Below are 21,379 nucleotides of genomic sequence, written 5' to 3' on the forward strand. Positions count from 1 at the left end.
CCTTCGTTTATTATTTAACCGAGCCTTGTGCAAAGCCGTTATAGATGTACTTTTGTAGCAGCAGGAAGATGATCATCGTTGGAATGATGGCAATCATAATCCCCGCGCTGATAACCTCCCACTGTGATCCGAACGGTCCCTTGAATTTGAAAAGAGCCGTGGATATGACCTGCAAGTCTGTCTTGGGCATGTACAGGAACGGCGTGTAGAAGTCGTTGTAAATGTTGACACCCTTCACGATAATGACCGTTACAATCGCCGGTTTCAGCAGTGGCAGAATGATTCTCCAATAAATCGTGAAGTAGGAGGCACCGTCCAGCATGGCGGATTCATCCAGTGCGTTGGAGATGGAGCCCAAGAATTGCAGGAAAATATACACCGCAATGATATCTGTACCCAGGTACATTACAATGGCTGCCCAGCGGGTGTTGAACAGGTCGAGTGCGTTGATGATCTGGAAAGTGGCGACCTGCGTTGTGACACTTGGAATGAGGGTAGCAAGCAGGAAAGCTGCGACCATAATTTTTTTGCCTTTGAATTTGAAACGATCCAGCACATACGCGATCATGGAACCTGTTAAAGTGGCACCCACGATGGAGATGATCAGGATGATAATTGTATTTTTGAACCCGACCAGCATGTTGCCGTCCACAAAAGCCTTTGTATAGTTCGCGAAGTTCAGCCAATTGGCTGGTGGGGCAAGCGGACTACTGGTCGCATATTCGGCATTGGTTTTGAGCGATGCAAACAGCACCACAACGATGGGTACCAACGCAATGAACGCGGCGAGAATGAGTGAAGCATATTTAAATATGCTCGCAAGGGTGTATTTGAATTGGTGCACGTTCATTCCTCCCCTTTCATGGTGACACGCTGAACCAGCGTAACAAGAATGACAATAAACAGCAGCACAACAGCCATCGCTGACGCCAAGCCCAGCTTGCCGTACTTGAATGCCAAGTGAACGGTCTGAATGACAAATGTCTCACTGCCGTTGGAACCATCGGTCATAATATATGGAATATCGAACGCACTGATTGCGCCGCTAATCGCCAAAATCAGGTTGAGCTGCAGGATGCGCGTAATACTCGGCAGAATGATATGCCGGAACTGCTGCCAGCGATTGGCCCCATCAATATCCGACGCTTCATACACATCCTTCTGAATGGAAGATATTGCACCCAGGAAGATGATGAAGTTAAAGCCCATGTACCTCCATACCGATGCGCCCGCGAGCGACACATTAATAATGTTCGGATTCCCCAGCCAAAGCTGAGTGTATTGTCCAAGCCCTACAGCCTGCATGAGTGTATCGAGGGTACCATCCGGTTTGAAGAAAAAGAGGAAGATAAATCCGATGGCTACGCCATTCAGTAGATAAGGAAAGAACAATATGCCTTTGAAAAAGTTTTTTCCTCGGATTTTGAAGCTCAGAATCGTTGCAAAGTAGAGGGCCAGACCCATTTGTACGAAGGTAGCCACAAAATAATACAGACTGACAATAAACACTTTAAAATACTCAGGGTCCCTGAATATCCGCGTGTAGTTCTCAAACCCAACATAATCAAACCTTTTGCTGTATCCGTTCCAATCCGTGAAGCTGTATTTGAACATGTTAATGACCGGTAAATAAGCAAACGTGAACAGCAGTGCCAGCGGAATGATTGAGAAGGCACAGATAATAAATATACGTTGCGCTGAATAGCCCCAATTCGAAATCTTCAAGTATTTCATGCTCTCCACACCTCCAAGCGGTTCTACCGCTTTTATATCAAAAGAAGACTCCCATCCAGTACGCGGTACTTCGCTGCATGTCAACGGTGGTCGGCCATATTCATCGCGCTTTTATTGGCCGACCCATCCGCCGCAACTGGCTTATTTTGCGAGTTCTGCCCGCGCTTTCATCCATTTGTCATTCAGGTCCTTCATGATGTCGTCATACGATTCGCTGCGGTTACCGATGCCTGCTTCGATAATGCGTTTCTTAAAGTCAGGCTGCCAGAGACCGATTTCGCCTTCGTTGTCAATTTTATCAACCAGACCTTCCTGTCCTTCTTTGGCTGGAGTCAGTGTGGAGAATTTAACATCTTTGTACTGGTCCAGAATCGGTGGCAATTCAGCATTTTTGTCTGCGCTCATGCCTCCACCTTGCTCAACCGCGTAGTTCGATTTGGCCAGGAACCAGTCAATCCAGGCTTTTGCAGCAGGTTTGTTCTCGCTGTTTACGTTCATGCCAATGTTATAGTCTGCAGCAAGCGGAACGACCACATCACTTGCATTCGTAGGGAATGGCAAGAATCCGATGTTATCCGGTGTATCCGTCAAACCTTGAATTTGTGTAATTGCCCATGATCCTAGTGCCATCGTTGCAATTTTGCCATTCGCCAGATCCGCCTTGGAGCTTTCCCAGTCGGTTGTCGTTGGATCTTTCTCGATCAGGCCATTTTTGGCTGCATCATAAAGCACTTTGTACAATTCGTAGTGCGGCTTGCCAGCCACAAAGTTCTCATCCGTGTTCGGTTGATCAATGTTAACGTAGTCGACACTGCCTGCAACCGTCGGCAGATCCGCTTCCCATTGTGTCAAAGCCCAGCCGGATGCATAGTTGGTGTACAGTGGCACCGCATCTGTATTATCTTTGACCAACTGAAGCGCAGCCTGGAATTGCTCGGGTGTTTTCGGAACTTCCGCAATGCCAGCATCTTTGAATACCTGTTTGTTATAAATGATACCGGAGAACGTAATTACCGTTGGAATGCCATACACCTGGCCGTCCACCATACGTTCTTCAATGCCTGTGTACTTATCTTTCAGCTCATCGTACGTGCCCAGCGGTTCAAAAAAATCCGGAATGTCCGCAATTGGTACGCTGGTGGGGATCATCAGCACATCGCCGTAATCCTTGGTGCTCATACGGATCTTCACTTGTCCCTCATAATCGGCCAGTGCCTGGAAGTTTACTTTGACATCCGGGTATTCCTTATTGAACTCCGCAGCATAGTCTTTGAACACGGTATCCACAATATCTGTACGCTGCGTCAGGACGGTAATTTCACCCTTGATGTCCGCCGGATCTGTGCTAATTTCCTCTCCTGCCTGTGAAGAGCCACCGCCGGAAGAGCAAGCTGCGAGCAGAGAAGTAATGAGTAGCATGGTAAACAGCAGTATCCAACCTTTGTTTTTTCTCAATTGATTCTACCCCTTTTCTAAGTTAATTTAAGTTATCGTTAAGGTTACAAAATGAATTTTATTATGGTAACGCTTACCTGTCAATTAAATTATTTATTACTTAACAAAAAGTTTTTCTTTGATGACTCGTTGACAACGTTATTATCCGACACTAATATTATTTAATAAAGTTAACGATAACTTAAATTAATTCGAATCCTGTACTTTGAAGGAGCCCTAACTTATGACTTACACCCTTGACATCAAAACGGAAATAAAGGAACAGTGGGAAGGACATATATTGCCATTCTGGTCTGCCCTCAAAGATCATAACAACGGCGGCTTCTATGGCCGGGTCGGCAATGACCTTCAGGTGGATCCTCTCGCTCCCAAAGGCGGCATCGCCACGGCACGGCAGCTCTGGTCCTTTGCAGCCGCCTACCGGGTAACCGGGAATGAAGTCTGGCGGGTTCACGCCGAACACGCCTACCGTTTTCTTGCGGATCATGTGCTGGATGCCGAGCATGGAGGCTTGTACTGGATGGTGGATGCCAAAGGGGAACCACTGGACACAAGTAAACATGTGTATACGCAATCCTTTGGGGTGTATTCACTAAGCGAGTATTATCGCGCAACCGGGGATGAATCTGCTTTGGAACTTGCGAAAACGCTTTTTGCGCTGATTGAGGATCAAGGCCTGAATGCCGAATTACCTGCATACAAGGAACAATTCGACCGCTTCTGGAATGAACAGCCCAATGAAATGCTGAGCGAAAATGGTGTGATTGCGGATTACACGATGAATACGCATATTCATGTGCTGGAGGCCTACACCACGCTCTACCGCGTATGGCCGGATCCGCAGGTGAAAGCGGCGCTGGAGCGCCTGCTTGGGATTTTGTATCAACGAGTGTATGACAAAGACACGAAGTTTCTCGGGGTGTTTTTCGACAAACAGTGGGATTCCATTATCGATCTGCGCTCGTTCGGGCATGACATTGAAGCCAGTTGGCTGATCGACGAAACATTGAAAGTACTAGGTCTGGATCAACACCCGGAGTATTCCGCAATGGTTACGGATATTGCCTATAACATTTCCCATGTGGCCGTGAATACAGATGGTTCGCTGTTGAATGAACAAGAGGGTGACCTTGTAGATGAGACGCGCATTTGGTGGGTTCATGCTGAGGCAATGGTCGGTTTCTATAATGCCTACCAGCGCACAGGTGATCCGTTGTTTCTGGAGAGAGTGGAACGTTTGTGGACGTATACGAAGGAACATATTATCGATCACCGTGCTGGCGGGGAATGGTACTGGTCGGTAGACGGGAACGGCATACCGGATCAAAGTGAAATCGCCGGACCGTGGAAATGCCCGTATCACAATAGCCGATTCTGCATTGAACTAATTGAGAGGATGGGATAACGATGATACACCCCAAATACAATGAATTGTTGGAGCAACAGGAGCAGCTGCTTACGCGTCAAAATGAAATTGATCCTTCCTTCTACAACGGCGTATATGATCGGTACCGATATCCGGTAATCACACGCCATCATGTACCGCTGCACTGGAGATTTGATCTGGACGAAACGACAAATCCACACTTTATGGAGCGTCTGGGCATTAACGCTACGCTTAATCCGGGGGCCATCTATTTCAACGGTAAATATGTGATGGTCATCCGAACCGAGGGCTTGGACCGCAAATCCATCTTTGCCCTGGCTGAGAGTGATAACGGCATTGACGGATTCCGCTTCACAGGCAAACCATTAGTATGGGAAGATATCGATGCCGACGAGACCAACCAGTATGATATGCGATTGGTACAGCACGAGGATGGCTGGATCTACGGCATCTACTGTTCTGAACGCAAGGACCCGGAAGCTCCGGCTTTTGATACATCCAGTGCCGTAGCCCAGGCCGGACTTGTCCGGACGCGTGATCTGGTCAGCTGGGAGCGTCTGCCCAACATCACGACCAACTCCCCTCAACAGCGGAATGTTGTATTGCACCCGGAATTCATGGATGGCAAATATGCGTTCTACACACGTCCACAAGATGGATTCATCTCCACTGGCAGTGGTGGCGGGATCGCTTTTGGTCTGTGCGATGATATTCTGAATCCAGTTATTGATGAAGAAACCATTATCGACGAACGCAAATATCATACCGTATACGAGGTGAAAAATGGCCAGGGTCCTGCTCCGCTCAAAACGGATCGCGGCTGGATTCACATTGCCCACGGAGTACGCAACACTGCAGCTGGCCTGCGTTATGTGCTGTACACGTTCGCCACGGATCTGAATGATCCGGCACGCATCATCGCCAAGCCGGGCGGTCACTTCATTGCTCCTTATGACGACGAGCGCGTAGGTGATGTGTCCAATGTTATTTTTTGCAATGGTGCAGTAGTCAACGAACAGGGTGAGGTCTTCATCTATTACGCGTCCAGTGATACCCGCTGTCATGTAGCCACTACAACGCTTGATAAACTGGTCGATTATACCTTTAATACCCCGGCTGATCCGTATCGTTCCCTGGATTGCGCCAGCCAGCGCGGGGATCTGATTGAGCGGAATGAGAAGCATCTCCAAAAGCAGATGGCTTAAATCTGACGAACAACCTTCAACGGAAAATGCAGCATGCTGAAAAATTAACGGAGCGCTAACCAGAATTTCTTTATTCCATGTGGGTAACGATGTATACTAATATGGATTGTTATTATGATTGAAGGAAGCGCTAACCATAATGACAGCACATTGTACGTAAACCGGCTTGAAGGAGGCGACCAAAGCTGAAGAATAATATCACCATGCGGGATATCGCCGACAAGCTCGGAGTTAGCAGTGTGACGGTCTCTAAAGCATTAAATGATAAAGATGGCGTCAGTGGCGAATTAAAGGAAAAAATTAAAGTGCTTGCCGTTCAGATGGGCTATCGGTATAATGCCGCGGCCCGTTCAATGAAGGAAGGCTTGACTCATAATATTGGCGTTATTATCCCGGAGCGTTTTACCGGGCCTACACAATCGTTCTATGTACGTGTATTCCAGCGCATTACCAAACATCTGGAGGATCAGGGGTACTACGGCATCCTGCACATTCTGAATGTGGAGGACGAAGAGGAATTAACGCTGCCCAAGCTGTACAGTGACAACAAGGTGGATGGTTTCATTGTGCTTGGACAGATCCGTAAAGAATATATCGAGCTGGTCCAGTCGATGGACGTTCCCAAAATGTTTCTCGATTTCTACGATGAGCATTCGGATATCGATTCTGTCGTCACCGATAACTTTTACGCTGCTTATGAGCTGACCAACGTTCTTGTACAACAGGGACACCGCCGCATCGCTTATGTCGGGAATCTCTATTCTACCAGCAGCATTCAGGACCGATTCCTCGGCTATTACAAATCATTGCTGGAACATCGGTTGCCGATGGATCAAAATCTGGTGCTTAATGACCGCGATGAGCGAGGTACGTTTATTGAAATTGATCTGCCCGAGCAGCTGCCAACAGCTTTTGTATGCAACTGCGATCAGGTCGCTCATTTGCTCGTTCAGAAACTGACTTCCCTGGGTATCCAGGTGCCTGCACAATGCTCCGTTGTTGGGTTCGATAATGATATCTATGCCACACTCTCCGAGCCCAAATTGACTACGGTTGAGGTGGATGTGGAACAGATGGCGCGGACCGCGGTTCATTCCATGCTCAAAAAGATTGACAACCCGAGTCGCAGCTTCGGTCGCGTACACGTGAAGGGCAACATCATTTATCGTGACTCGGTGAGTGCTGCACCAGCCCTTTCGGAGGAAGCGTCTATCTAAAAAGAAACAGGGTTCCCCTGTTTATACAAAAAGAGTGCTCCCGGCCATTATGGCTGCAGGAGCACTCTTTGCTTATGAAAAAACGAGGAAGCAGCAGCAGGAATCCTGTAGATCACGGCCACTCGTTTCACACCCTACTCTTGTTGTAACTTAGTAGCTCGTCTTCAACCAGTTGTCTTTGGACCAGGTTAATTTGCCTGCACCCGCACCACTTGTTCCGGTAAGACGTGCATTCAGCGTCGCTGGATCATCGGTCGTGTAACTGTAAGGAAGGGAAGAGAATCCGTTCCAGGAGAAAGCTTTCACTGCGGCCGGAACCGGGCTAAGCGGACTGCCGGACGTATCACTGTTTCCACGGAATGAGCTTCCATCCAGGGAATACATCGTGTCCGTCACCTGAATTTTACCGGTATATGTGGCATCGGCCGGATCTGTCTGGTTATTGCGGACCGGGAACTGCACGTCTTTGATCACCGACTTTTCGACCAGCACTGCGCCGCTTTCGGTGGAGATCGCTCCATTACCGATAATATCAAAATGGTACCCTTTGGATGAAATCGCCGTTGCCATTGCAGAAGTGATTCTGGATTTGGCTGCACGTGCCCCAGTCGCATCCATCACGATATTGTAGGCGTGTGCATTTCCTCCGCGCAGACGCGGCATCCGATCCTGAATATCCTTGTACAAGTTATGGTGCAGGGTCAAGGACAGATTGGCGTTAGCTGATTCAAAGCTGGTCGAACCAACCAGATGGCCTTTTTTCTGAGGAGACGAAATGGCAATGATATCGGCTTTGCTGAGCCCAACCGCGCTGCTGCGCAGATAGTTGTACATTGGATAGGTAGCCTTGTTCGCTTCCAACTCGTTAATCTGCTGGGTAACCCAGCTGTTTGAGCTGCCGTCATCTCCTTTGAAGAGGGACCAGGAGATGGTCACACCGCTGGTTCCTTTTTTCGAGTCGACAAGCCCATCATAGGCTTTATTGAATGTACAGTGGTCAATCCATACGTTATTGTTCTCTTCCAGGGTAATGTAATCCCAGTCGTTTTTGTCATAATCACCTTTGGTTGATTCATCCCATTCCCATAATTCATCGAATTCAAGGTTGCGGATGATGACGTTGGAGCTGCGTTTGACGCTGATGGCTGCATGTTTGATCTTGGCCCCATTGGCTGAGAAAATGGTCAGGCCATTAAAGCTGTCGATCGTCAGCTTGCTGACGCCCGTTTGTTTTAGCACGGGGTGAGTCAGTGCATCATTATGCTTGGCAAAAGGCGAAGTCTGTGCAGCGCTCGGGATTTCGTTCCATCCCAGATTAAGGTCGTTCATAATCTCGACGACTTTGACCCCGGAATTCTTTTTCAGAGCGGCAGCCAGATCCGTTGCATTGTACACCTTCTTATACTTGGACGTATCCGATTCGCTGATCGTGCCCCCACCCGTATTCCCTTGGGAGAAACCTGTAAGATTGTAATCTGCATTGCCCGCTGCCTGTACACTTGTCGGTCCAGACAGGAGGGTAAAGCCCAACGTCAGAGCCAGTGCTGCACTGCACCATGTTCGAATTTTGCTTTTCATAAAACCATTCCTCCCTAATGATAATGATTACGTCCGTCCATCTCTGCCATCGCATGTCACGAAGGACATGTCCTCAATGTAAATGCTGGAAGCGATTACGACAATAATCCTTATCTCAGGTCGTTTCGTGATCCTGACATCAGCCGATATACGACACCCAATTTAACCTGGAGCATTCCAATTTCAACTTATGTACATGAGAAAAAGCCCCCGAAGAGGCTTACTATTATCTCGAATATTCCTTAATTATCTTTTGATCGAACGTGTCCAGAACCCGCCATGGAACTGTTTGGGTTCGACCGTAATGACAAATGCTTTGGGATCCAGCGCCAGAATCGTCTGATACAGCAGTTTCTGGTTTTTGCGTTTCGCCAAAATCTCCATAACCAGTCGATCTCCGTCACGCCCACTGCCAACCCAGGCGGTAACACCGTAGCCTTTATCCCGCAAGGCATTCGCCACATCCCCGCCCATCTGGTTACAAATCACCTTAACGGTAACATAACCGAGCGCAATCTTCTCTTCAATCCAGGCACCCAGCAGCACCCCTAGCCCGTAACCAACGGCATACACAATTAATGCAGAAGGCTGAGTCAGATATTTGAGTACCAAATTCAGGCCGAGTACATAGATTACAATCTCGCCCATACTGATGAGCGCAGCAATATATTTCTGTCCTTTGAGCGTCAAAATCATCCGAAGTGTATACGCAGATACATACACAATCTGGATCAAAAAGATAAATACCAGTATTTTAAGCAATCTCCATCCCTCTTTCCTGACTTTCACACCGGAACGGGCTGTTTGTTGTGCGCCTTCATTCCGTTTCCTCTGCACGTCATTTACGCGTCTGTACGTCTACTCTATCTCCATCATTGGACGTTATACGGTCATTTTAAACGGTTGAATAACAATCGGCTGCATTTTCTGCCCACAGGCATGCCGGAACTGCCATTATAGAGCCCTTTCTGCTCATTATCAACCCGGCCTGAGACCCAGGGGCGAAAACCTGCGGGACTGAATATGCTGAGTCATCAGCAAAGAGAACGAAATGTTAGGCAGCAGGTTCGGGAAACGACGGCTACCAAAAGGGGGAAAGGCCATGCAGTTGTGGCACGAGATGGAACGGGAAGGTATGGAAGAACTCATATTTTGCCATGATCCACGCAGCGGGCTCAAAGCCGTCATTGCCATTCATAGTACGGTACTGGGTCCAGCACTTGGAGGATGTCGCTGCTGGACGTATGCATCGGAAGAGGACGCTGTTCGGGACGCCATCAAACTCGCCAAAGGCATGACCTACAAATCGGCGGTATCCGGCCTGCCATATGGTGGTGGTAAAGCTGTGGTATGGGATGTGCCAACCAAGCTGAGAGGTATAACAGGTGGCAACAGTCCAGGCAGCGAAATCCTCAAGAAAAATAACGAGAAAACCAAGGGGCAAACACACGGGGATCAAGAAGCGGCGGGAATCGAAGCAGGAACGAAAAAAGATATCGGAAACAACATAAATGACGGACCGTTTAATACTTCCGTGATAAGTACAAATAGAGATCCGGAACCTCCGGATAGCATCGCCTTGAGCTTACAAACCTCCAAACGTGAAGCGATTTTCCGTGCGCTTGGTCGTTCTCTGGAAAGACTGAACGGCCGCTATGTCACTGGGCTTGATCTGGGCACTACGGCGGCAGACATGGATCAGATCCGGCTGGAAACGGCCCATGTGACGGATACGACCGGATCGCTTGGCGCACAGGATGACTTCACAGCCGAGATGACCGCCTATGGGGTGTACACCGGCATTGTGACATCGCTGTGTCACCAGGGCATCGGCGCCTTGCAGGGCATTTCCGTTGCCGTCCAGGGACTGGGCAAGGTCGGGTATGCCCTGTGCCGTTACCTGCATGCAGCCGGGGCACGGCTCATCGTGGCAGACGTTGTACCCGAACGTGTACAACGTGCCCTTGTGCAGTTCAGCGGCGCAATTTCGGCCGATCCGGCCCATATTCACGCCGCTGACTGCAAGGTGTTCGCCCCCTGTGCCCTGGGGGCGTACTGACCCCGGCAACAGTGGAGGAGCTGCGCTGCTCCATCGTTGCCGGGGCGGCGAACAACCAGCTCAGTGAGCGGGAGCTGGTTGTTCGCCGTATGCAGGCGCGCGGCATACTGTACGCGCCTGACTATGTGCTGGGCGCAGGCGGAATCATCAGCACCGCCTGCGAGCTGGAGGGCGCGGGGCCCGACCTGATCCGCCAAAAGGTGGCGGGGATTGCGGGCACGCTATCCAAGGTCTATGCGAGAGCGAAGCAGTCTACCATGTCTACAGCAGATGCAGCCGATCAACTCGCAGAAGCTGTCCTGCAAAGCGGGAAATCCCGCGCTTAACATGCCGATGGATCAACCAATCGAACGCTAAACTCCAACGTCTCCAGCGATCCATATTCCAAAATGGAGATTACGGTTACCTTGGCCCTATCATTTTCTCCATCATTAAGATCCAATATCGCCCCAGAGAACCTGCAAGAATTTGAAAACCGTAAAAAAGCCACTCGGGTTCAATGACCCGGAGTGGCTTAAAGCAACTTTATCTTAACGCGTTCATCTTCCAACCTTCATCATGGAACCTCAACCGCTACTGCATTACCCTTCAACCGTTACAGGTGCTGGCTTCACCCGATGCCGGTGCAGCATCGTCCAGAACAGCACATTGGTCACCACCAGAAGCGCAGTATAAATCCAGATCCCTGCTGGTATGGTGCGAATGAATACATGTAATCCCCATAACAGTGCCATTAGAGGAAAGAAGGCAAATATGAGCCAGCCGTCACTCTGCCCGGCCACACTGAAAGATTGGGAAAACGGCGGTTTTCGCAGCAGCAGCCTTCCAGACAACGGAATAAGTGCAGTTGCCACCAACAATATAATGACCAGATCAGGGAGAATCCGTAGACCAAAGGTCCACACAAATACAATAACGTTTAATATAAATACGGGCAGAAACATATTGCATAAGAAAGCCTTCAGCGCTCCGCTATATAGCACGCCCTCATTAGCCAGAGGAGCCGCCCGGAACGTCCAAAACGCCTTGTATTGTCCAGAGTACTTCAGCATGGTTACCACCGTCACAATCAGTAAGAGAACAATATATAGCGTGTAAAAGAAGGAGCTTTCCCTGAACTCTGCCCATGTGGAACTCTGTAGTTGAGTGAACCAGAACACATACGGCAATACGAAGGATAATCCCATGGACGGGTACACCTTGAGCTTGAATTCCCGCTCATTTCGCATCATACTGGCAGACAACCGAAAACACGCCTGTTCTTCTCTCGAACGAGAGAATACCTTCGCCATGATGCGATCCCATCCCCCACGTCTTCGTCCAGAGGTTTGACCTGCATGTGCCATTTTCTCCAAATACAATTCAAAGGAAGGCATCAGCTTCACGTACACCAACAGACTTACCATTGGCACAATCAATGCAAGCGCCGAGAAAACATACAGCCAGGCGCCTCCACCGCCGCCGAACAGCAGCTCAAATGCCGCTGCATACCATACCGAAGGCAGCAACAACTGCCACCAGGCAGGTGTGAACACCATATTAAAATCGATAATGCTGAACGATCGTATGACCAGCTGATAACCTACGGCAATCCCGATGGAGAGCAGGATCTGCACCATATTAATCATGTCCTTCAGCTTCTCGCCATCCAGAAACTTCATCATGTATAGATAGATCAGGGACGTGGTCACCAGAATCAACATATTTATCAGAATTAGCTCCACCAGAAAAAGCAGGAAAAATCCGATCCCGTGGGCAATCAATCCCGCTACCAGCGGCGCAGCCGTCAGGGAAACTGTCAACAGCAGCAGATAGACGCCTGCGTGGATGGCACGAGCCATGCCAACGGTACGTCCGTTTACCGGCTTGGTCATGATGATATTACGATCCCGAATATCGAGCAGTACCGAAGAAAAGTCCGAGATCATGGATGTCATGATCATAAACATCAGCATGGCGGTCACTAAACCCATCTGAAGCATATAGTGTCCCGTATCCCAGACAACAAAAGGAACCATAATCAGCCCCATCAGTGCGTATAACCAGAGGGAACGCAAATACAGATTGCCTTCTTTCTGCTCCTTGTTGCCATTGCGCGCTGACAATACCGTCGGCACCCTGCGCTGATCCATTTGAAACTTCACCCGTAGAATAAGACGCAGCACATCATAATCCGCGCCTGTTCTGGCGATGATATGTCGAAAACGATCCAGAATCTTCAGCGTGCGGAAGTCGGAGGATTCCGCCATATCAGTACACCTCCTGCACGATGGACACAAAGCGTTCCGCAATCGCCTGATGCTCATTGAAACCCGTCAGTTGATTGAATACTTCCTCCAGTGAACCCTCCATGGATTGCTGCTGAAGCTGCCTGAACGTACCATCCGCCATTACGCGACCTTCGGCAATCAGGACGATTCGGCTGCTGATCTTCTCCACCACATCCATGATGTGTGACGAATAGAATATGGTTGTGCCTTTGGCAGACAGCTTCGTCAAAATCTCCTTCACGACCATCACGCTGTTAGCATCCAGTCCACTGAGCGGTTCATCCAGAAACAACAGATCCGGGTCATGCAGCAGCGCGGAGATCAGCAGCACTTTCTGACGCATGCCTTTGGAGAAGGAAGCGATGCGGGAATGATAAGATTTTTCCAGTCCAAAACAATCCATCAGCAATTTCGCCTTATAATCAGCATCTTCATAGGACAACCCATACAATTCTCCTGTAAACGTCAGATACTCTGCCGGGGTTAATTGTTCGTATAATTCCGCCACTTCAGGCACATAACCGATTCTGCGCTTATATTCCACGTCACCGTCCGCGATATCCTTGCCAAAAATGCGAACCGTACCCACATACCCCTCAACCAGTCCGAGCAAAATCTTGACCGTCGTGCTTTTACCCGCACCGTTCGGACCGATATATCCGATCATTTCGCCCCGATTCACTTCCAGATCAATACCATTCAGCACATAACGGCCGTTATACCTCATCCGCAAGCCTTCAATTGACAGCACTTGGTTATCACTCACTTCGTTATCCAGCTCCTGTCTCTATGTATATATTTCTACAATTCTACTAGTTTACCACAGTTTGGAATAAGAATGATTAAAGAATAATTGAAAATACATCACGATGCGAAAAATCGTCTGGATATCATCTCTGTGCTAGCATCACGCAACGCACAATGGTAACAACACACAAAGCCCTTATCCCGCCTATAGGTAGGTGCGGGACAAGGGCTTTGCAAGATCTTTTTAATGATTACACATATACCTCAACATAAATCCTTATTGAACCTTAACAATCTGAAAATGCTGATTCGTACCGCCATTATCTGTCCACTGGATTGCGGCGGCCCCGTCTGCCAGGGATTGTCCAGAAATATCAAGCAGCTTGCCTGTGCTGCGGTTTTTCAATTTATAGTAACCTCCGCCCACACTAACGAGCTGCCATTGCTGACTGGCCCAGCCGCCATCGTTCCACTGCTCAATCACAGCTCCATCTGCTGTGGAGCCATTTTCCACACCGATCAGCTTGCTGCTGGATCGGTTGATGATTTTGACATAACCGCCACCCGCAGCCGTGATCTGCCACTGCTGACTGGTCGTGCCGCCATCTGCCCGCTGCTCCAGATCGGCACCGTTATCCGCAGAACCGCCGATGACATTAAGCAGTTTATTGCTTTTACGACTAATCAACTGATATGAAGCATTGGGGTCCCATACGTCAGGCGTATCCACTCCGGTTACGGAACCTGTAGCTGCATCAATGGTAACACTGCTTGCCCAGTTCATCGCCAGACTGGTTGCACTTGGGAAAGAGAGTGGCAGCCACACATACTTGGAGTCCTGCACTGGCCCGCTCCAGGCGCCAGCCCAGCGATCACCCATATAGAGATAGGATGTGGTCTGTGATCCTTCCACCGGAAGCACGTATGCCGATTGGGAACCATAGGTTGTACTATCCCCAAAGTTGCTCAGGCCGCTCCACGTACCAGTTATGCTGGAGGCCGTCGCATATTTGGCCTGATTCGGATTCCATCCTGTAGCCCCGGATGTGATCAGGAAGTAGACGCCGCCCTTTTTGAACATGGCAGGTGCTTCACGATATTGCCCCGGCCACAGCGTCGTTACGAGTGACTCCACCCCGAGAAAATCCGGAGTCAGCTTGTAGATATTCAGGTCGGCATTTACTTTGGTCGCTGAGATGAGATAAGCCGTGCCATTGTCGTTGTAGACCGTCATGTCTCTCGAATCGTAGCCAAGCGGACGATAGCTGCCCACATACGTATAATTGCCATCCACTGTACTGGAGGTCGCTACAGCTACTCGGGCTTCACCATAATCGACCCCGTTTTCCTTGTGCATCCAAAGAACATATTTACCTGTTGTACTGTTATAGATGACTTTCGGGCGTTCGATGTTGGAAATGTTTAGCTCGGCAGCTGAGCTGCTGGTGAGCACATCATTGCGATACTCCCAGTTTTTCAGATCCGCTGAACGGTATACGGACACCGCCTTGAACGTTCCATTCGGATTGCGGTTCTCTCCAAACCAGTAGTAGTATCCGTTAGCCTTAATCATCCCTCCCCCATGAGCATGAATGACATTACCGCTTGTATCCTTGAACTGAACCCCATTGGTCACACTGAGTGGAGAAGCGGAAGCCTGTTGTCCTGGAGCGACCAGCATAGCTAGCGATTGTAGCGCCAAGATCAGAGCAAGCAGATAACAAAGGCGACGAGTGAACCGATGTGAATTTGTTTTCTTTTTCAACCAATCCTCATTCATAGAACAATACACCTCCGCACTTTATTTGTAGAGCGCTTACATTAAAATCAATACGTCTCTTCTTCCTCCGATCGATGATGCATTTCATCAAATACTTACTTCTCAGACTGGATCGGCACTCACCTCCTGGTTACGATTGTATCCGCCAAGCCCCTGCTCGAATAGTGAACAATACGGCGGAACATGTACGATTACACACTGAACTTGCGAGTGAACAGTAAATAAGACGCTTCATTCGAAGCGCCCTGCTACACATGGCTTAACTCTATCATGTAGACTCTCTCTTTAGTTGAGCTTTGCGCTCACCCTTGATCACCTGTACGGAATCAATCCTGCTGAGCTCTCCTTCATTCAGCCATTCCATTCTCCCGTTCTATTACAAGACGAATTACAAATTACCTAAGGCATCTTCTACCAAGTCATCCCCGGCGATCAGATCAAAAGCCATGCGATACGTCTTCTCCTCCTGAAGGGAAGCAGCGATTACACGGGCCACATCTTCACGCGGAATACTTCCCGGTTTTAGATCTGTTCCTACAGAGATTTTGCCAGTGCCTGGCTCATTTTTCAAACCACCAGGACGGATAATGGTGTAATTCAGATCACTTGCGAACAACGCCCGGTCGGCATAATGCTTCGCCACGTAATACGGCTTGATGGCATCCGACCATTTCTCCCGTTGATCGGCCCCAAACGCACTGACCAGAATATATCTGGTAATCCCCTGCTGCTGTGCGGCCTCCATCGTTTTCACCGCACCATCCAGATCAATGAGCAGCGTTTTGTCCGCGCCCGTAGATCCGCCAGAACCCGCTGTAAACACGATCGCATTGTGATCCTTCATCGTCTCGGCCAGATCTTCCACGCTGCCTTCCAAATCACCAATCACGACATTAGCACCGAGCTGCTTCAATGCATCAGCCTGCTCCGGTTTGCGAATCATCGCAGTGACCTGATGTTTCCCTTCCTGCGCCAGCTGCTGCACCAGAAACTTGCCGATTTGTCCGTTCGCTCCAATAACTAATACGTTCATATATCATTCTCCTCTCGGTTTTCCTTTTTGTAACCAGCTTTTTATAAATCAGACTTCTCTTTCATTTAAACGAAAATGGACATGATATATCTCCCTTACCTTTAAAAAATGCTTTTACATGCCCATAAGGTATTCATTGCTACAACAAAAAAGGCACCTCGTAGAGGTACCTTTGTGTGCTGCATGGCGTACAGAACTTAGTAAGCCAGTGCAAACAATCCGTGAATATGAGCAAGGTAACGGATGTTACTTGCTTCTTTCATCATGGTTGCAGGCAGACCTTTCAGACGAGTCTGGTTGCCACCGATCATGCCGACAGCATCCTTACGACCCAGACTTCCCAGTGTACCGGAGAATACTGGTGTGAAGGATTCCATTGCGCCACCTTTGAACATTACGCCCAAGTTGTGACCAATAGTTTCACCCATTTGCCAAGCCAATTGTGCTGTTGGAGGGTATGGACGAGCGCCTTCGCTAGGGAAGACCACTGCGCTGTCACCAGCAACAAACACGTCTTTATGGGATGTGGATTGCAGTACTTCCGTAACTTTCGCACGGCCACGATCCACTTCAATTCCGCTGTTGGCAACAACTGCATTACCTTGAACGCCGCCAGTCCATACGAGTGTGTTCGTAGGGATGGAGCTTCCATCTTTCAGCAGAACTTCATTTTCTTTCATTTCGGTAATCGCTACGCCAACGATGAAGTTAACGCCACGTTTTTCCAGACTTGATTTAGCACGCTCAACCAGTTCTGGAGGGAATCCTGCCAGAATGGAAGGACCTGCTTCAACCGTGTACAGGGAAACTTCTTTGAAGTCGATACCTTTTTCTTGGCATACAGCCGGAAGAAGGTCAGCGAATTCACCAACAAGTTCGATACCTGTCAAACCGCCGCCACCAATAACAAACGTAGCGTCTGCTTTGTTGCCGGATTGTTTGTAAGCATCCAGACGAGCTTCCACGTGTGCACGAATGCGGTTAGCATCGCTAACGGATTTCAGCGTGAAGCTGTACTCCTGCAATCCTGGGATTCCGAAGAATGCCGTTTCACTGCCCAAGGCAACAACGAGCGCATCGTAAGAGTAAGTAGAACCACTTGTCATGAGAACTTTTTTCTCGTCCGGCTTGATTGTATCCACCGTATCGATTTTCAAGTTCACGTTTTTACCACTCAGCAATTTTTCGAGTGGAAGGGCCACTGCTTTTTCAGCAATGCTTCCCGCTGCAAGACGGTGCAGTTCCGTAATAATTTGGTGCGTAGGGTAACGGTTCACGACTGTAATAGTCGCTTCTTCCGGTGTCAGGTATTGACGCGCAGTCAGCGCAGTCAACAGACCGCCGTAACCTCCGCCCAAGATCAAAATTTGCTTCGACATATCCATCCTCCGTTCTTCTAATCTTAACGTTGCTGTTGTTGACGCTCGTTCAGGATGCTCAAGAATGATTGAGCAAAACGCAGCGTTTGTTGTACGTTTGGATCTTTAAGCATTTTGAGCATAGCGAACAAACCAACCGAAGTTTGCTCGGCTTGCGCACGATCACTCGCTTCGATGGCAGCAGAAGCTACACCTTTAGCTTTGTCTACAACAGGTTTAGCAAACTCACCCATTGCACTCATTGTGTCGCTGATCAGAACTTTGTCTGTAGCTACGCTTTGTGCAAAGTCATAAGCTTTGGTCATTGCAGTGACCATTTCAGCCAGTTTAGGCAGGTTCTCCACCAGAACGGTCAAAGACTCCTGTACCTCAGGCTTCATCAGTTGATCCAGTACGTCCAAGGACTGGCGTTGGGAAACGTCGGCACCTTCTGTAACCGGCACCTCTTGTTGAGTAGGCGATTGTGACATAAGAGAAAGTCCTCCTTTACTTTGGGATAGAAGTCCGCGACTTTCATGATGCCTGTCAAGCAGAGCCGAACCACAAATACATCCAATACAACTAAATGTACCAAATTTCACACAATAGAATGAGCATAGCCCATGGACCGCTCCCACATCATGTATTGTATCTTGGGTCTATTGCGGACAACATGTGTTGACGCAAAACGACAAGCAGGCCGAAACCGAACTCTATACCCCTATATTACACCTCTTACACATGAACATGAAAAAGAAATTTTTTACACTTGTGAAGATATTGTGAACATTGTAACAAAATCGATTTTTTTGTCAAGCATTGCAATCGAATTACAATCGTTCTTCATCCTGTCCCAGATCCGTAATCCTACCATATGTGGTATGAAGACAAGATCCCATATGGCTATATGCGCGATATGTACACAAGGGAGGATTTTTCAACTTAATTTTTCAGGAATTGTTTTCCAAAACCATGAATTCATGCAACGAAATTGGTCACTGTCGTTATTATGCAGCTAGGGGTACAGCCTTATTCCTGAATTGACATCATTTCTTACCTTAGTATGAACCTATCGTGGCTTGAAAGCAAAAAAGACACAAAGGAGGCCTGACGAATCGTCCTGCCTCCTGAGGTTTATTTCACTGTTCGCCCGATCGTTTTTCAAATCATCTACAGGCATCTCTGTCCCCCGTGATTGCACACGCTCGCGCACACTGAATTCCAGAATGCTCATCGCTTTGCTGATGGCCAGCAGAATTTTTGCCCCCTATCCACAAGCGAACGTTTAGACTACGGATATCCCGGTTAATAAGGACTACACCAGAAACGAAGGAGATGTTCGATTATGAGTAATTCAACTAGCGATAAAATCAAAGCAGGCGTAAACAAAGCCAAAGGCGAAGTGAAGGATCAGGTCGGTAATGCAACTAACAACAGATCCCTTCAGGCTGAAGGCAAGAAAGATAAGGCCAAAGGTGCTGTACAGGATAAAATTGCCGATGTGAAAGAGCATCACTAGATCCATTCGTTTAACGTGAAAACGCACGACGATTCGTGCAGTAGATATAGGTAAGCTGCCTACCGTTCAAGCCGAATGAACATTCGGAATTGTACGGGGGCGCAAAAAAGCCAAGGAAGGTGTTATTCCCTACACCCTTCCCTGGCTTTTTTTGTTCTGGTTTATACAGCTGGAACTGCGTATCTGGCCATATCAATAATAAAACTGCGCGTCTCCCTTGTCGTATGATATTCCCGGCTGAATTGCCTTACCCAATCGGGATGTTCCTGATACCATCGAAAGGTCTGCTCTAGCCCCTGTTCCAACGTTATCTTGGGGAACCATCCGAGCTCTGCTCGCAGCTTTCCAGAGTGAACGACCAGGCTCGAGCCCCTGGATTGGGTAGGTTCCTGCTCCCGAATCTGTGCCGTTCCATGGGAACCATGTATGGTTTGCAAAAGCGCCCCTATCTCTTGCATGGTCGTTCCTTGCCCCGTCGAAATGTTATAGATCTGCTGATCTTGTCCATTCAGCATAATCTGTTCAATCGCTCGCAGCGCATCATCCACATACAGAAAATCACGTACAGCCGATCCCTGGATATCCAGCGGAAGTCCGTCCATGATTCGCCCAAAATTACGCGGAATAATCCGATCCGGCAGCTGCCAGGGACCATAGAGGTTGGTCAACCGAAATAGTTTGACAGGAAGTTGATAACATTGAGCATAGGATAGCGCAAGCATCTCACAGGCTACCTTGGACGCGGAATACGGGGATACCGGAGCATAATCATCCGTTTCATGATACACTCTGCCCATCTCCCCTCCATATACCTCCACGGATGAAGCCAGTACGACGGGAATATGATGATCGGATGCATATTGCAGAATGGCCTGTGTACTGAGGGTGTTGTTACGAAACACTTCTCCGGGGTGATGATACGAATAGTCTACGTGTGGCATCGCTGCCAGATGAATAATATAATCTGTTTCGTGTGGCAAGCTGAATCTGTCTGTAGCGAGGTCACAACAGATGAAGGCCATGTCATGAAGTGGGGAGCTGTGAACAAGCCTCTGACAATAATCATCCTGATCCACCAGGGTGATTCGATGTCCTTTTTGCGCTAAATACTGCGAAAGGTTAAAGCCTACAAATCCAGAAGCCCCTGTAATGACAATGTTCAAGCACATTCCCCCTTGCGATTTATACAACAAGTTCACTAAAGAGAGTCTATGTTCTGAGTATAACCTTAAAGCGATACAATTTGTATCATTTTACCATTGTTTTTTGTTCTTCTCCAGAAATAAACGGGTAATGTCATAAAGAGGTGATATTTACGATGAAGGATCGAATGAATGATGTACAGACGATGTTATTTCAAGACGATGGTGTGATTCCCAATCATACGAGCCTGCCTGTACTTCTCTATAAAGGGATTTGGGCAAAAGATTCCTCTCGTGCGGAGTCGTTACTGAACGGTAACGGATGGGGAAATAGCTGGATTAACGGTGTGTTTGATTATCATCATTACCACAGCAATGCTCATGAAGTACTTGCCGTGGTCAGCGGCTGGGTTCAGCTCATTCTTGGCGGGGAACATGGACAGACTGTTCGCCTTCAGGCTGGAGATGTCGTTGTACTTCCTGCGGGAACCGGACATAAGCGGCTCAGTGCGAGCCTTGATTTCCGCATAGCCGGGGCTTATCCGGGTGGCATGAGTTACAATACTAGGACGGGTAAACCCGGAGAACGACCTGAAGTTCTGCGAGAGATTCAAGAGGTTCCGGTTCCGGATACCGATCCGGTATATGGACAAGAAGGGCCACTGTTGGAGTTATGGAATGAGAAAAAGAATTGAAAGAATACATGCATCATCAGAATGAGAAATAATTACATCAATAAGGCTATCTCGCAGGGATTTCGCTCTACCTTCCACGGCTAACGAACCTACCGCACCCTAAACTGCGAATTCTCAAGAAATACAAATGTTAACGAACTACAGAAATGCTATTTCGGTGCAGCACGGTCTAAAGACCTTAGAAATCGCCCCAATCGACG

General features: G+C 48.5%; 19 protein-coding genes. 7 read left to right on the forward strand and 12 right to left on the reverse strand.

Going from position 1 to position 21,379, the window contains the following annotated elements; translation table 11 throughout:
* Positions 1-10 precede the first annotated feature (10 nt).
* The 3 genes from Q0V21_RS20670 to Q0V21_RS20680 form a co-directional block, all read right to left on the reverse strand.
* Positions 11-850 carry a carbohydrate ABC transporter permease gene (locus Q0V21_RS20670; RefSeq protein ID WP_379437339.1) on the reverse strand — a complete coding sequence of 280 codons (840 nt, stop codon included), beginning with the start codon at positions 848-850 and terminating at the stop codon, positions 11-13.
* The gene (locus tag Q0V21_RS20675) at positions 847-1,734 is read right to left on the reverse strand and encodes a carbohydrate ABC transporter permease (protein WP_094938746.1); all 888 of its coding nucleotides are present in this window, start codon (positions 1,732-1,734) and stop codon (positions 847-849) included. The genes Q0V21_RS20670 and Q0V21_RS20675 overlap by 4 nt, the downstream gene beginning before the upstream one ends.
* Before the next feature lie 141 nt (positions 1,735-1,875).
* Complete coding sequence (locus Q0V21_RS20680) at positions 1,876-3,153, reverse strand: ABC transporter substrate-binding protein (protein ID WP_443146336.1); 1,278 nt, start codon at positions 3,151-3,153, stop codon at positions 1,876-1,878.
* Between the two features lie 259 nt (positions 3,154-3,412).
* Between Q0V21_RS20680 and Q0V21_RS20685 the strand changes: the two genes are divergently transcribed.
* The 3 genes from Q0V21_RS20685 (at position 3,413) to Q0V21_RS20695 (ending at position 6,998) form a co-directional block, all read left to right on the forward strand.
* Positions 3,413-4,594: an AGE family epimerase/isomerase gene (locus tag Q0V21_RS20685; protein ID WP_301880417.1), complete on the forward strand. Its 1,182-nt coding sequence runs from the start codon at positions 3,413-3,415 to the stop codon at positions 4,592-4,594.
* Between the two features lie 2 nt (positions 4,595-4,596).
* The gene (locus tag Q0V21_RS20690; protein ID WP_301880419.1) at positions 4,597-5,781 is read left to right on the forward strand and encodes a glycoside hydrolase family 130 protein; all 1,185 of its coding nucleotides are present in this window, start codon (positions 4,597-4,599) and stop codon (positions 5,779-5,781) included.
* A 203-nt stretch (positions 5,782-5,984) separates the two neighbouring features.
* Positions 5,985-6,998 (forward strand): substrate-binding domain-containing protein, encoded by a 1,014-nt coding sequence (locus Q0V21_RS20695; protein WP_301880422.1) that lies wholly within the window; start codon positions 5,985-5,987, stop codon positions 6,996-6,998.
* A 150-nt stretch (positions 6,999-7,148) separates the two neighbouring features.
* Here Q0V21_RS20695 and Q0V21_RS20700 read toward each other — a convergent pair whose 3' ends face one another.
* On the reverse strand, positions 7,149-8,576 hold the full coding sequence (locus Q0V21_RS20700; protein ID WP_301880423.1) for a pectate lyase family protein: 1,428 nt from the start codon (positions 8,574-8,576) through the stop codon (positions 7,149-7,151).
* Between the two features lie 246 nt (positions 8,577-8,822).
* On the reverse strand, positions 8,823-9,338 hold the full coding sequence (locus Q0V21_RS20705; RefSeq protein ID WP_094938752.1) for a DUF2179 domain-containing protein: 516 nt from the start codon (positions 9,336-9,338) through the stop codon (positions 8,823-8,825).
* Positions 9,339-9,678: 340 nt separating this feature from the next.
* Here Q0V21_RS20705 and Q0V21_RS20710 point away from each other — a divergent pair, with 340 nt between their 5' ends.
* Both Q0V21_RS20710 and Q0V21_RS20715 read left to right on the forward strand, forming a co-directional pair.
* A complete protein-coding gene (locus Q0V21_RS20710) occupies positions 9,679-10,635 on the forward strand; it encodes a Glu/Leu/Phe/Val dehydrogenase dimerization domain-containing protein (RefSeq protein WP_301880424.1) in 957 nt (318 codons plus the stop codon).
* Between the two features lie 11 nt (positions 10,636-10,646).
* Entirely contained in the window at positions 10,647-10,961 is a 315-nt protein-coding gene (locus Q0V21_RS20715; protein WP_301880426.1) for a Rossmann-fold NAD(P)-binding domain-containing protein, read from the forward strand.
* A gap of 255 nt (positions 10,962-11,216) precedes the next feature.
* Here the strand turns inward: Q0V21_RS20715 and Q0V21_RS20720 are convergent, their stop codons facing one another.
* The 6 genes from Q0V21_RS20720 to Q0V21_RS20745 form a co-directional block, all read right to left on the reverse strand.
* A complete protein-coding gene (locus Q0V21_RS20720) occupies positions 11,217-12,884 on the reverse strand; it encodes a hypothetical protein (protein ID WP_301880428.1) in 1,668 nt (555 codons plus the stop codon).
* 1 nt (position 12,885) lies between these two features.
* Positions 12,886-13,671: an ABC transporter ATP-binding protein gene (locus tag Q0V21_RS20725; protein ID WP_301880430.1), complete on the reverse strand. Its 786-nt coding sequence runs from the start codon at positions 13,669-13,671 to the stop codon at positions 12,886-12,888.
* A 258-nt stretch (positions 13,672-13,929) separates the two neighbouring features.
* Positions 13,930-15,432, reverse strand: a complete 1,503-nt coding sequence (locus Q0V21_RS20730; RefSeq protein ID WP_301880432.1) for an RICIN domain-containing protein — start codon at positions 15,430-15,432, stop codon at positions 13,930-13,932.
* A 388-nt stretch (positions 15,433-15,820) separates the two neighbouring features.
* The gene (locus tag Q0V21_RS20735) at positions 15,821-16,465 is read right to left on the reverse strand and encodes an SDR family oxidoreductase (protein WP_301880434.1); all 645 of its coding nucleotides are present in this window, start codon (positions 16,463-16,465) and stop codon (positions 15,821-15,823) included.
* A gap of 197 nt (positions 16,466-16,662) precedes the next feature.
* Complete coding sequence (locus tag Q0V21_RS20740; protein WP_076287362.1) at positions 16,663-17,844, reverse strand: NAD(P)/FAD-dependent oxidoreductase; 1,182 nt, start codon at positions 17,842-17,844, stop codon at positions 16,663-16,665.
* Between the two features lie 23 nt (positions 17,845-17,867).
* Positions 17,868-18,314, reverse strand: coding sequence for a DUF1641 domain-containing protein (locus tag Q0V21_RS20745; RefSeq protein WP_024629786.1), 447 nt, complete (start codon positions 18,312-18,314; stop codon positions 17,868-17,870).
* An 854-nt stretch (positions 18,315-19,168) separates the two neighbouring features.
* Between Q0V21_RS20745 and Q0V21_RS20750 the strand changes: the two genes are divergently transcribed.
* Positions 19,169-19,342, forward strand: a complete 174-nt coding sequence (locus Q0V21_RS20750) for a CsbD family protein (protein WP_285076017.1) — start codon at positions 19,169-19,171, stop codon at positions 19,340-19,342.
* Positions 19,343-19,503: 161 nt separating this feature from the next.
* Here the strand turns inward: Q0V21_RS20750 and Q0V21_RS20755 are convergent, their stop codons facing one another.
* Positions 19,504-20,511 (reverse strand): NAD-dependent epimerase/dehydratase family protein, encoded by a 1,008-nt coding sequence (locus tag Q0V21_RS20755; protein ID WP_301880437.1) that lies wholly within the window; start codon positions 20,509-20,511, stop codon positions 19,504-19,506.
* Between the two features lie 149 nt (positions 20,512-20,660).
* Here Q0V21_RS20755 and Q0V21_RS20760 point away from each other — a divergent pair, with 149 nt between their 5' ends.
* Positions 20,661-21,179 (forward strand): cupin domain-containing protein, encoded by a 519-nt coding sequence (locus tag Q0V21_RS20760; protein ID WP_079348034.1) that lies wholly within the window; start codon positions 20,661-20,663, stop codon positions 21,177-21,179.
* The last annotated feature ends 200 nt before the right edge of the window (positions 21,180-21,379 follow it).

The organism is Paenibacillus sp. 11B, assembly GCF_030487755.1.
GTDB classification, from domain to species: Bacteria; Bacillota; Bacilli; order Paenibacillales; family Paenibacillaceae; genus Paenibacillus; species Paenibacillus vandeheii.